A 12,722-nucleotide genomic window follows, 5' to 3' on the forward strand; every position below is an offset into this window, starting at 1 on the left:
GCGTTAAAACATAATTACGGGGACATAGCCCAACTTAGCTCATGACCAATTGCTGTTTCTCTTCATTTTCGGGAGACAATTGAAAACCACCAATTAAAGCTTGTATCTCAGGAGCCACGACATGGATCCCGAATGACTGTTTTGCCCCCTGAGCATATATAAAATCCAATAGTTCCTCCTCATAATAACTTAAATTAAGAATAGAATGCCATGAAAATAACTGGTGTTCTTTTCCATTTTCAAATCGCTGTAGCACATTAGCTAAAATCCAATAAATAAATTTATTGCTTGAGCCAACTAGTGGAATTTTGGAGCAAGCCCGTTCGACATCGTCATAGGTATTATCAGTAAATGCCGTTAATAATCCCATTGTTTCAAATGCTTTATTGATCTCTTGATAATTGTAACGCTCGAATAATTTTCTCATCGCATAATCTAGTCTATTCCAATTACCGAATTCTGCCTTGATAAATGCTTGAAACAACCACAACCATTGAGGTTGTCCTTCTTTAACTTCGCCTATCTGCTTAAGCGCTTGCCGCAATTTCCATTCCAAACTATAAGTTGGATTAGTAATTAATAATTTCGCCAAACGAAATAAACGGATAGGATCTTTAGCAAACGCATCTAGAGGATCACTAACAGAGGTTATTACTTTTCCCTGCTGGGCTTTTAATGCATTGAAAAAACTAAACACGGAAAACTCACTCTCTACAGTAAACTCAACATACAACGCGTTTAAATTGAAATCTCGAGTTAAATAGTCTGCCTCTAATGTTTTGCCTATATCCTTTGACTGTTCACATTTTTTTACAGAAAAATCCAGGGTAACTCCCTGCCCTAAATCACAGAATAGTATGGGAAATTTGTTACTTCTTCGTTCCGAATTGATCTTCTTAGTTTCCAGATATTTTTGAATCAAATCCAAATCTGCATTAATAACCAAAATATCATAATCATTAGGTTTTAGAGCATCAAGAATATTCGCTGGGCAACCTCCAGTGAGATAAAATTTAGCATCAGGAAACTGAACACGTAACTCATCAATTAGTTGGATCATCTGCGGAGGAAATTGACTTCTTTTAATAGTCAATGACTTAGGTAAGTTTGCCTTATAATGAGAAGGAAAAAATTCTAGAGCTTTAGGATCGAGGCGGAATTTTGTTTTTTTATCCCCGTCGCTTTTAGTTGCCATTTGTGATTGCTTATCAAGATCGAGTGAGGCACTACCCACCTCTACTGGAGGAGACAATGGAGCAACTACTTCGGTTTGATCTGCAGTAACAGCTTCTGGTTGTGGTTCATCATCTTCTTTTATAGAGTATCCAAAACAATACATCCATAAATCGCTTATTAGAGAAGAAATATAATCTTTAATTTTATTAAATAAATACAACATTGCTGTCCTCCAATATGAACCACTGTCTTTTTATCAATTCATTAAAATGCTCCCTGTAATCATTAGCTTAAGTGCTAGAGCTACGCTAGTTTGTAGCTGAATTCCATACTCATTGATACTGTTTGTCAGATATAACCGGATAGGTGGGATCAAACCAGCCTTTAAGGGCTGGCATTATACATAATAAATAAAATATAATCATTTTGTTTTGAAAAATAATTCCATGTAAATTTCATCAAATGCCATCTGGAAACTTACCGCGCTTTTGTTACTCTCTAGCAGAAAACACAATCAGCATATTTCTTACTATGGCCGATTTGATGGATTAAATGAGGTCTACTAAGTAAGGGGATTTAGTGACCCTGTGAGATATTATGGTCATACGGAATTGGGCTTTTATTTTGCCAAAATAACCTAATTCTTGATAAAGTCATCAATTAAAGCCGATTTTGAGTCCATTTATGCTAAAAACCATTGAGACCATGCCTAAAGGAGTAACCTCTCTCTATTTTATTCAAGCATTCTCAACTTTTTCATATGCTATTTTATATTCTTCTCTCCCCTTATATATCACCAAACAAATTGGTCTATCCAACACCTTATCTAATAGTATTGTCGGCTTATTTTTAGCATTCAATTACCTATTACAATTACTAGGTGGATTGATTGGTGGTCGTTACCTTGGCAATAAAACATTGTTTTTTATCACTATTATTATCCAAACTATAGGATTAGTATTTTTAGCCCTAAGTCATGCATCCGTCCTATACTTAGGGCTTAGTTTTTTTCTCGTAGGCTGTGGACTGAATACGACGTGCTACAACAATATGATGACTCAGCGTTTTACCGCAGAGGATAACCGCAGAGAAAATGCATTTATTCTAAGTTATGGAGCCATGAACATAGGTTTTTGTGCCGGTTATATTGCCAGTGGTTTTTTTGATTACTCCAACCAATATCAATACTTGTTTTATTTGTGCATGGTGACTAATGCCATCACCTTATTGCTAATCACCAAATCATGGTCTTATCTTACCGATAAAAATACACCACTAATACAAATCAAAGATCCTGCTCGCTTACTCAACAAAAAGCTAATTGGGTTAACCATTACCCTGCTTCTTATTCCCAGCATGTTCTTATGTTTTCATTCAGCCCATCTTAGCAATGGGCTGGTCGTGTTACTTAGTCTTATTATGTTTTCTATAGTGATTACTATAGGACTTAAACAAAAATCCTCAGCAATGAAACAAAAAATCATGGCCTATTTGATTTTGGCAGCAAGCTCTATAGTTTTTTGGATGATTTATTTGACTGGTCCAGTAGGCATAACTCTTTTTATCAAAAATAATGTGGATAGAAGTTTTTTAGGCTTTGAATTGGCCACTCAGTGGGTTAAAAATATTAATCCATTAGCTATAGTGCTATGTGCACCACTGCTTACGCTGCTCATTAATAAACTCATCATCAAAGGGTATAAATCGACGATAGTGATGCAATTTATTGCTGCCTTTCTCTTACTGGCCTTATCGTTTTTTCTGCTTTCGTGCGGAATTATGTATTCTAATACTCAAGGATATACTGGTCTGTATTGGGTAATAGGTTACGTTATCTTACAAGGCATGGCTGAATTACTCATTGCACCTATTGGTTTTGCAATGATAGGACGAATAGCCCCCTCAGAATTACAAGGAGTTTTAATGGGCACATGGATGCTAGTTACCGGGGTTGCGGCTTCCCTATCACATTATCTCTCAAATGCTATGACCAAAATAGAATCGATAAATCCTCTAGCCACTAATGATGATTTTCTTAAAGTATTTAAGCAATTAAGTTTTTGGGCTTTCATTACAGCGATGCTGCTCTATTTTATTGCACCCAAGATCAGAAGTCTTATTGAAAATGAAGAGGACTCTCAAAAAGAGGGGGCGGAAATAGTTTCTATAACGTGATTAAAGCTCAAGGATATTAGGAAGGTCTTTATTCCTTAACCTGACAACAGTTATACTCTATTGAGTTCACCCTCATAGAGAAAACCTAGCAAATGAACAAGAACGATGATGAACAACACGAAACTAACAGCGAAGACCCAATAAAAATACCACGAAAAAAATTGCTTTGTGGCCTTATTGTGTTTGTCTTATCATTTGCTGCACCTCTGTTTATTCCAGCAATATTAATGCTCGGTATATCACCGGTCTTAAAAACAATTATTTCTGGTTTATTAGTTTTTGGTATACCAGAAATTGGAATGCTTCTGGCCGTGGTTATTTTGGGTAAAGATGGGTATTTATACTTAAAAACGCAGATTCTCTTTTGGCTAAAACAAACAGTAATGGTTAATCAAATCAGTCGTACACGTTATAGAATAGGGATTCTCTTATTTTCAATTACTTTTATCGCTGGTTTTTTAATGCCTTATGTTAATTATTTTTCCTCTATACCCATGAAAAACTATCATTACCACTCTATTTTTATCTTAGATTTTCTATTTTTCATTAGCTTATTCATTCTTGGTGGAAATTTTTGGGAAAAATTAAAGGCTTTGTTTCTCTACGAGATGGTCGTTAGCAATACAAAACAATAGCCCCCTTTCCAAACCCGCTGTGGTGCGGGAAGTGCGAGGAAACACGGAGTGCATAATTTAAGCACCGTATTGACGAAGCAATTTCCCACAACAGTTGAGTTTGGAAGAGGCCTAATAAAATTTCCGTTGCCCTAAGCAACATGCTTATCTTATTATCTATCTTGTCAATACAATCCAAATGGATAAAAAATATGCCCAGTCAACCTATTGTAAAAATGGGGAACAAGCAGTTGGCTACCCCCTCCTTACCCATTCAGCACATAGAACAGGCTACAACCGCTGATCCGGAATTACTGACCCTGATTCAAAATATGAAGGACACCATGGAAAAAATGCAAGGTGTAGGAATTGCTGCGCCACAAATCGGATGCAATAAAAGGGTTATTATGTTTGGTTTTGAGGCCAACGCACGTTATCCCAATGAAAAGCCAGTCCCTTTTACTATCTTGCTCAATCCCTCATTCAAGAAGCTTTCAGATGAAATGATCGATGGCTGGGAAGGATGTTTGAGTGTCCCTGGTATTAGAGGTCTTGTTCCTCGTTACCATCATATTGAATACAGCGGCTATGATTTGAGTGGTACGCTGATTACACGAGAAGCGAAAGGATTCCATGCGCGAATAGTACAACATGAATGCGATCATATAGACGGTATTTTGTACCCTCAACGTTTAAAAGATATGCACTGTTTTGGCTTTGAGGACGAACTCAAAACCATATTATTTCCCAAGTAAGATCAAAGATAATGAGAAATCCCTATTTTAGTTTAATTCGTAGCGTATGGCATCATGGTACACCTTGGCATCGTTCCATCATAGGTTATTATCTGGCTTTCATTATTGCCCAAGGATTTATGAGTCTAAGTCCTTATGCCTTCGGAAAAACCATAGATTTGTTACAACATTTCACCCCTGAGCTATTTTGGAATGTTATTTTTTGGCTGGTATTTGGTGTTGTATTGGTTCCCCTATTCTGGCTATTCCATGGACCTGCACGAGTTCTTGAACGTAAAGTAGCCCTTAAAATTCAACAACGCTTTCGCATCACTATTTATGAACAGCTAACCAAACTTCCCTTAAAATGGCACCAAGATCATCACTCAGGGAATATTATTACTCGTGTTAATCGAGCAGCCACAGCCCTACATACCTTTGCCGAAGATCAATTCATTTATATAGAAACCATAGTCAAGTTCTTTATTTCAATAGGCTTTTTAATGTGGATTTCTTTGCCTGTTGGTTTAATCAGTTTATTTAGCTGTGTTTTGGCAACGGGAGTTGTTATTTTATTCGATCGCCGACTTATCCCCTTGTATGAAGCTGAAAATGAAATCGATAACCATGTTGGTGCAGTATTTTTTGATTATATCAGTAATATGACCACAGTACTTACCTTAAGGTTGGGTGAATTAACTCGGTCCAATTTAATGCAGCGTATTATGTCGGTATGGCCCTTCTTCAACAAGGAAGCGGTTTTAAATGAAGTGAAGTGGTTCTCTATGGGGATCGCTTTATCGATGACCCAGTCTCTTATTTTAATAGGCTATATCGTTTTTATTTTGCGCCACACCGATACGATTTTAATCGGTACAGTAGTCATGATATTCCGTTACCAGTGGGATCTCAGCGAAGTATTTTATAATCTAAGCGCTCATTATAGTGATCTGGTACGCAAAGATACTGATATTAGAGGGTTGCAGCCTGTATTAGATGATATAGAACAATTAGCACACCCTTCTGCAGGAGCTTCGTTGGCAAGCCATTGGCATCATATTAAAATTAATTCTCTTAGTTTTCATCACGCAAGCCATAGCTCAAGGGGCAGCATACACGCCATTAGCTTTGACCTAAAGCGAGGAGAAAAAATAGCGCTTATTGGCACTAGTGGCGCAGGAAAAAGCACCCTACTGAACATTTTATCTGGTCTTTACACCCCAGAATCAGTGCAAATGGCCATAGATGATATAACATTTGATTCTCTAGAGCCCTTACACTCAATGACCACTCTCATTCCTCAAGAGCCGGAAATTTTTGAAAATACTATCGCTTTTAATATCACCATGGATTTAGATGCCCAACCCTCTGAAATAGATCAAGTAGTAACTTTAGCAGGGTTTGCAAACGTGCTGGCAACTCTCCCCTCAGGACTTAAGACTGATATTCGAGAAAAGGGGCTTAATCTTTCAGTAGGACAAAAACAACGTCTGGCTTTGGCAAGGGGGCTTTTTGCTGCTCGATTCAATAGCCCCTCTCGGAAACTCGCTGAGGAGGATTCGAGCGCTGGATCAACGAAGCAATTAGCAGCCCCGAAGAGGTCTAGTTCATTAATTTTAATGGATGAGCCAACCTCCAGTGTCGATTTAGCAACAGAAAAAACCATCCTTTCTGGTGTCATTGATAATTTTCCTTCAGCAACACTCATAGTTTCACTTCATAGACTTCATTTGTTGCCTAAATTCGATCGCATCATCATGCTAGATCATGGAACTATTGTAGCTGACGGCTCAACTCAGGAATTGTTAAATCATGAAGGGCCAGTGTACACGCTATGGCAAAAATATCAGGCAAAGTCTTCGTAAGACTTCCTCTCGCCGTAGATCGGACAACAAATTGCCTGACAAAGTATCTCGCTTTCAGAGTATATAAATTCATTAACTTAAGGTGAAATCTGAGCTCCTTACCCGAAACTCACGCTAAATTACTAAATGGTTAACATGACATAATAAATTTTGCCTAAAATTCATTTATTTGTTAGATTGACTTTATGCTCTCTACCTCTTGATACACAATTTGGACCAGATTGAAGTCGGCATTATTTTATTGGGTATTATTGCCCTAGTAGGCATAGTATTTCAAAAATCCTCTATTCCCATATCGCTATTACTAGTGCTCATTGGCATGGGATTAAGCTTTATACCCTCATTCCCACATATTTATCTTAATCCTAATCTTGTTTTAGAGCTTTTTCTTCCTTTATTAATTTACCAAGTTAGCGCCGATACCTCATTACGGGATGTCTTTAAACACATTCAACCTATCTTGTTACTTTCTATAGGCCATGTAGTCTTTATAACCATTCTTGTCGCAATTTCGGTTCACTACCTTTTTCCTGATATTAGCTGGCCACTTGCTTGTGTTTTAGGGGCTGTCGTATCGCCACCGGACGATGTGGCTATCGTTTCCATTGCGGAAAAAGTTCATTTGCCTAAACGCATCATCACTATTTTGAAAGGCGAAGGAATGTTTAACGATGCGACCAGTTTAATCCTATTTCGCTTTTCTTTAGCAGCAGTGATTAGTCATCAATTTGTTATTTTTAGTGTAGTCACTAATTTTGTAGCTGTTGTAGCTGGTGAAATACTCTATGGCGTTGTATTGGCCTATTTAATAGGCGAACTGCGACTAAAGATCCAAGATCCCATTTTACAAATACTCATTTCCCTTTTAACGCCCTTTTTGGCTTATATCCCAGCCGAAAAACTAGGTTGTAGTGGCGTAATTGCCACTGTAGTATGTGGATTACTGATGGGACATTTCTACTCAGAACGATTCACTGCGGAAGTACGGTTAACTATACGGACTGTATGGACTACGTTAGGATATATCACGCAAAGTTTTCTATTCTTATTGGTTGGCCTTGAGTTACCTTATATTCTCGAGCGTTTTTCAGCAGAAGCGTCAACAACTATTTTTTTATATAGTTTACTCATTGTGCTTGTAGTTATAGCAGGACGATTTATTTGGGTATGGTGTTCTACCTATATGACTAATTTTCAATTACTAAACAATAAAAAAGCCGCCTCTCCCCGTTGGCAAGAATTATTTATTATTTCCTGGTCTGGAATGCGCGGTGGGATTTCGCTTGCCGCGGCTTTAGCTGTGCCATCATTACCGTTAATATCTGGCAACATAGATCCACGAGATCTAGTCATTCTTTTTGTATTTGCGGTTATCGTTGCCACCCTACTAATCCAAGGCCTTACTCTTCCCTGGCTACTTCGGGTATTAGGCATCACGAAATACGGAAGACGAGAACAGCTAAACCAACAAATTGGTGAAGTTTTAGCGCAACTTGAATTAAATAAAGCGGTACTTCGCTGGTTAGAGGAGTTTAAAGAATTATCCAAAGATAATAAAAAACTTGATGAAGAGATTAAATTTCGCATCCACCTCTACAGTGAATACAAAACTCAATTAGAAGAGGACATCAAAAGTCGTCAAACATTACAAATTCACCCCCAAAAAATGGCTCCCAATAACACCATATTGTTGTCATTAAAAATTCTTGAGGTAGAACGAGCCGAATTAATGCGCTTATGGCATGAGAAAAAAATCAATCATGAAGTAAAAACTAAATTACTACGCAAACTGGACTTACGCGCTAGAAATTTATCATAAATTTTAAGGTAAAAGGCAATAAACAAAATGATCCAACGAAAAATCAAGCAAAAAGCATCATATTGAAATTGATTTATTAAGTTTGACAAAATATACTGCAGAATAAAGTAATGAAGGCAAATACAATGGAGTGAACTCCATACCTCTGAACCTCTGATAGAATGACCGCTGACACCATTACGTCAATGCGTACCTAATTGAGATATTGATTTGAGGGACTGTTAACATTTTTCTTTTTATATGCCCTTTTTAAATATTTGTGATCTAATGAACAATTTTTTATTTATTTTAGCTTATTATCTCGTCTGGCTCGGAAGCCTTATTTTGGCCTCTTACAATTTGCCATGGTTCGCCCTTGCCTTCTCAATAATGATCAGTGCTATTCAATTGTATTATTTCAGTGACTTATCGTCAGTGCCTACTTGGAAAAAATTCTTCTTTTGCATGACTTTTATTGGATTTTGTGTTGATAGTTTATTCAGTTTCTCTTCTTTTATTCGCTTTTATTTTAACCCTTGGCAACCATTCCTTGCTCCTCCATGGATTTTGGGCCTTTGGATAAACTTTAGTGTACTGTGTATTGGATTAAATTCCCTGCTCAAACAATTGCAACATTATCTATGGATTATTGCTTTATTAGTTTTTCCAGCAGTTTATTTAGGAGGCGTTGCCTATAAAGTAGCCATCTTTCCTTTAGGCACGCCAAGTAGTATTGTTTTGGGATTAGTTTGGATGCTTCTGTTTCCACTCGTCTTTCGCAATACCCTATAAAATTCCTATAACCCTAACCAGCGGATAAACCGATTAGTAGCCCTCAAATTAACGGTGGGTTTTGTGTCAAAACTTACCGAATAGCTGGTTACAGGTTGATTTTTGGATGAGTCAGCGTTAAATCGAATATCTTTAATTTTTCCCATATCTACAATTTTCATTTGGGTTTCATAATATCCTCTTACCATAATGAGAACGGGCACAACAAAATTAATAGCATTTAAAGCCTCTTTATTATTTCCGCTACTATGAACTGCTAAATTGTGAAATTCGTTATTACTTAAAGCAATGTATTCTGCATGGTTGATTTGCCGCCTTAACATACGATCTAAAGGGGCTTTAGTATGAAAGATTCGCTCATAATCATCTGCTGACATAACTACTATAGGATTATCATCCGCATGTTTTATCCCGCCACTGGTAGCAAAAAGGACTTCTTCTCTATGTTCATCACTATTAGATACTGGGGTTTCAGAGCGCAAAATCGCGGGTTTTGCTGCAGTTTTACTTCTATCGCAATTCAAAAATTTTGATTTCTCAAACCAAACATCACTTGGATAATAAGCCACTAATAAAGAACTATCTTTAATTGTATTAATAATGGATTGGTAAAGATTTAAAGGTAGTGCGGGGCATCCCCAACTACGACCTGGTCGTCCATAACGCTTGATGAATTGTTCATCAACATACCAACCACCATGCATGACCACCGAACGATTAGATGCATTATCATTGAAACTTGCGTCTAAACCATCGAGACGTAAAGACAGTCCTTCACGACCATAATAAGCTTTCTCAGTTTTATACACGCCAATACTACTGGCTTTGCTATTGAATTTATTCGAAAAATAATTAGTTAGTAATGTTCCAGACTTAATACCATGTGATACATAGGTATTAAACAATAATTTCTTCGCCTTCAGATCAAAAACCCACAGACGTTTCTCATTGGAGGGCAGAGAATAATCAATGATGGTTAAAATATTATTACGATCAATATCATATTCCATGGCACATTTTAAAGTAGTAAGCACTTTATTAATCACGGGCTCCCTTAAATCCGGTGCCTCCTGATGCAGCATTTCTTTGATATCACTAAGCGGCATAGTGACTGAAGGTATCTCATTAATGAGTATATTTCCTTGAGCAATTAATTTTTCCTGCATAGGCTCTAAAGGAGGAAGAGAGAAACCAGAATAGGTTACTGCTAAAAACAATAGCAGAAAATGGCTCATGATATGTCCTTGGTTTTGTATTCTTATTATTCCTATATAATTAATATAGATCAAAATTCAACATATTGTGTCTATTAGAAATATTGATTTTTTATGTGAACTGGATGAAGTTTGTGTAGACGACTCAGTTGCGAACAACTAGGATACGATAAAGCAAATGCCGCTACGTTAACCGCTTGTAATCCAAGTTTCCAATAGTTTTTTGTATTAAACCCCAATTTCCCCACGTAATTATTCCCTATGTTGATTAAAATTGAGCGAATAACAATCAAAAATCATAAAATAATGCAAGTTATTTTTTGAATTTTATAACTAACAAAAGCACTTATGACGTCAGAAACACAAGAAGTAGATGTGAGGCGACTCGGAGCGCAGAGCAGCAGTGTTCATGCCAGTATATGAGGATTCGAATACCGTATCGACGAAGCAATTTCCCGCTGCAGTAGAGTTTGGAAAAAAGTCTAATGCATAAAAATGGGGCAATAATGCCCCTATACGCTCATTCTCTATTTAAACCCACTTAATACAATCTTTCCTCGCGCTTTGCCACTTTCAAGCAAGGCATGAGCCGTCCTCAAATTAGCGGCATTAATCAACCCCATATGTTCTGCGATTGTTGTTTTAATTCTCCCCTCATCGACCAAACGGGCTATTGCAGTTAATATTTCATGTTGTCTGATCATATCCACTGTCTTAAACATAGATCGGGTATACATCATTTCCCAGTGAATAGAGATGCTCTTGGGCTTAAATAGTCTCATGTCCACATGTTGCGGATCATCGATCAAAGCAAATTTACCTTGTGGTTTTAGCACATCCACTAATGACTGGGCATGCTCATCGGTATGAGTGAGGCTAATCACACAATCTACTTCCGGATAATTTAGTTCCTGCAATTGGACTTTCATATCTTTAGAATGATCTATGACATGATGCGCTCCATTGTTAAGTATCCAAACAATTGATTCTGGTCGCGCAGCGGTACCGATAACTGTTAAGTTTGTCAGTTGCCGTGCCAATTGTACTAAAATAGATCCAACCCCTCCGGCAGCTCCTGTAATCAATAAAGTGCCTTTAGATTTAGGGGATAATTCTAACCTGTCAAATAAAAGCTCCCAAGCGGTTAGACTAGTCAAAGGCAGAGCCGCTGCTTCCTGAAAACGTAGAGACTCAGGTTTTTTAGCAACTATTCGTTCATCAACCAAATGGAACTCACTATTACATCCAGGTCTAGTGATATCCCCAGCATACCAAACCTCATCACCCGGTTTAAATAAGGAGGCTTCAGGGCCAACCTCAATAACTGTTCCTGCTGCGTCCCACCCTAAAATTTGAGGTATACCGCCTTCAGGTTGAGTTCTACGTCTGACTTTAGTATCCACAGGATTGACCGCGATAGAATTAACTGCAACGAGAATATCGTGACCTGTAGTTTTAGGACTAGATAAATCCAAATCAACTAAGGCTTGCTCTTGATCGATGGGGAGCGATTGATAATAACCTATAGCTTTCATGCGATTCCTTTCTTAAACGTGGGTAAAAAACAATTATAAAGTCATACTATTGCAGCATCCACAATATTCATAAATGACTCACCGACCTATAAAATCCATCAATAAAGTAACAATGAAGAAAAAATGCTGCCCAAAAAGCTCGTGTCACAGTAACAAGCACTTTTAACGTCCAAATTGATGAAGAAGAGTAGAAAAAATTAATTCAAAAACATTGACTAACCACAATATTCCTAGGGCCAGCTTTTTTTCTAAATTCCAGTAAGTATATTCCCTGCCATACACCGAGCAATAATTTATTATCCTCAAAAGGAATAGTTAAAGAGGTACTGCACAATATAGATTTGATATGTGCCGGCATATCATCAGCTCCTTCCTCACTATGCCTATAAAGCTCGTTTTCGGGAACAAGGGCATTAAAAAAATCATGTGTATCGAATAAAACATCTGATGATGCATTTTCATTGATGGCCAGTGCCGCAGACGTATGTTGAATGAACAGATGAAGAATGCCCGATCCATTTAATTCCAATGAATTAGTAATTTCCTTGGTAATCAAATGTACCCCATAAGGTTTAGCTGGTATTTGGATGATCTTATGACTTATCATTTTTTACTAACCTCTAAAACAAAACTGATTTGTACGATTTAATAGGAACTCTTTTAGGACGAGTTGACAATTTGTCCGATTTTCACCTACGTTCCACGGCTTATTTGTGGTATCCCACTGTTTTAGATTAAATGATCGCATCTTATTTCCCTCTAAACCAGGATTGGATTCAATATCTATAATATCACTTAAGTTCTCTAGATTACATCGAT

10 protein-coding genes are annotated in these 12,722 nt (G+C 37.3%); 6 read left to right on the plus strand and 4 right to left on the minus strand.

Annotation, left to right across the window (positions count from 1 at the left end; all coding sequences use genetic code 11):
* Nucleotides 1–34 precede the first annotated feature (34 nt).
* Nucleotides 35–1,399, minus strand: a complete 1,365-nt coding sequence (locus LFA_RS14040; RefSeq protein ID WP_045096735.1) for a nucleotidyltransferase family protein — start codon at nt 1,397–1,399, stop codon at nt 35–37.
* A 461-nt stretch (nt 1,400–1,860) separates the two neighbouring features.
* Here LFA_RS14040 and LFA_RS14045 point away from each other — a divergent pair, with 461 nt between their 5' ends.
* The 6 genes from LFA_RS14045 (at nt 1,861) to LFA_RS14070 (ending at nt 9,154) form a co-directional block, all read left to right on the plus strand.
* Entirely contained in the window at nt 1,861–3,351 is a 1,491-nt protein-coding gene (locus LFA_RS14045) for a peptide MFS transporter (RefSeq protein WP_157010373.1), read from the plus strand.
* Between the two features lie 92 nt (nt 3,352–3,443).
* Nucleotides 3,444–3,986 carry a hypothetical protein gene (locus LFA_RS14050; protein ID WP_045096736.1) on the plus strand — a complete coding sequence of 181 codons (543 nt, stop codon included), beginning with the start codon at nt 3,444–3,446 and terminating at the stop codon, nt 3,984–3,986.
* A 191-nt stretch (nt 3,987–4,177) separates the two neighbouring features.
* Nucleotides 4,178–4,720: a peptide deformylase gene (gene def, locus LFA_RS14055; protein ID WP_045096737.1), complete on the plus strand. Its 543-nt coding sequence runs from the start codon at nt 4,178–4,180 to the stop codon at nt 4,718–4,720.
* Between the two features lie 11 nt (nt 4,721–4,731).
* Nucleotides 4,732–6,564 (plus strand): ABC transporter ATP-binding protein, encoded by a 1,833-nt coding sequence (locus LFA_RS14060; protein ID WP_045096738.1) that lies wholly within the window; start codon nt 4,732–4,734, stop codon nt 6,562–6,564.
* Nucleotides 6,565–6,775: 211 nt separating this feature from the next.
* On the plus strand, nt 6,776–8,383 hold the full coding sequence (locus LFA_RS14065) for a Na+/H+ antiporter (RefSeq protein ID WP_045096739.1): 1,608 nt from the start codon (nt 6,776–6,778) through the stop codon (nt 8,381–8,383).
* 267 nt (nt 8,384–8,650) lie between these two features.
* Nucleotides 8,651–9,154 carry a DUF2878 family protein gene (locus LFA_RS14070; RefSeq protein ID WP_172653478.1) on the plus strand — a complete coding sequence of 168 codons (504 nt, stop codon included), beginning with the start codon at nt 8,651–8,653 and terminating at the stop codon, nt 9,152–9,154.
* 5 nt (nt 9,155–9,159) lie between these two features.
* Here the strand turns inward: LFA_RS14070 and LFA_RS14075 are convergent, their stop codons facing one another.
* From LFA_RS14075 to LFA_RS14085, 3 genes are all read right to left on the minus strand, one after another.
* Entirely contained in the window at nt 9,160–10,389 is a 1,230-nt protein-coding gene (locus LFA_RS14075) for a murein L,D-transpeptidase catalytic domain family protein (RefSeq protein WP_045096741.1), read from the minus strand.
* A 506-nt stretch (nt 10,390–10,895) separates the two neighbouring features.
* Nucleotides 10,896–11,903 (minus strand): zinc-binding alcohol dehydrogenase family protein, encoded by a 1,008-nt coding sequence (locus LFA_RS14080; RefSeq protein WP_045096742.1) that lies wholly within the window; start codon nt 11,901–11,903, stop codon nt 10,896–10,898.
* Between the two features lie 202 nt (nt 11,904–12,105).
* Complete coding sequence (locus LFA_RS14085) at nt 12,106–12,510, minus strand: secondary thiamine-phosphate synthase enzyme YjbQ (protein ID WP_045096743.1); 405 nt, start codon at nt 12,508–12,510, stop codon at nt 12,106–12,108.
* Between the last annotated feature and the right edge of the window lie 212 nt (nt 12,511–12,722).

Source organism: Legionella fallonii LLAP-10 (assembly GCF_000953135.1).
In the GTDB taxonomy this organism is placed as follows: Bacteria; Pseudomonadota; Gammaproteobacteria; order Legionellales; family Legionellaceae; genus Legionella; species Legionella fallonii.

Coding starts and splice junctions, on each gene's coding strand:
- LFA_RS14075 (WP_045096741.1), bottom strand. CDS start 10,389: ATGAGCCATTTTCTGCTATTGTTTTTAGCAGTAACCTATTCTGGTTTC.
- LFA_RS14040 (WP_045096735.1), bottom strand. CDS start 1,399: ATGTTGTATTTATTTAATAAAATTAAAGATTATATTTCTTCTCTAATA.
- LFA_RS14050 (WP_045096736.1), top strand. CDS start 3,444: ATGAACAAGAACGATGATGAACAACACGAAACTAACAGCGAAGACCCA.
- LFA_RS14060 (WP_045096738.1), top strand. CDS start 4,732: ATGAGAAATCCCTATTTTAGTTTAATTCGTAGCGTATGGCATCATGGT.
- LFA_RS14080 (WP_045096742.1), bottom strand. CDS start 11,903: ATGAAAGCTATAGGTTATTATCAATCGCTCCCCATCGATCAAGAGCAA.
- LFA_RS14085 (WP_045096743.1), bottom strand. CDS start 12,510: ATGATAAGTCATAAGATCATCCAAATACCAGCTAAACCTTATGGGGTA.
- LFA_RS14045 (WP_157010373.1), top strand. CDS start 1,861: ATGCTAAAAACCATTGAGACCATGCCTAAAGGAGTAACCTCTCTCTAT.
- LFA_RS14070 (WP_172653478.1), top strand. CDS start 8,651: ATGAACAATTTTTTATTTATTTTAGCTTATTATCTCGTCTGGCTCGGA.
- def (WP_045096737.1), top strand. CDS start 4,178: ATGCCCAGTCAACCTATTGTAAAAATGGGGAACAAGCAGTTGGCTACC.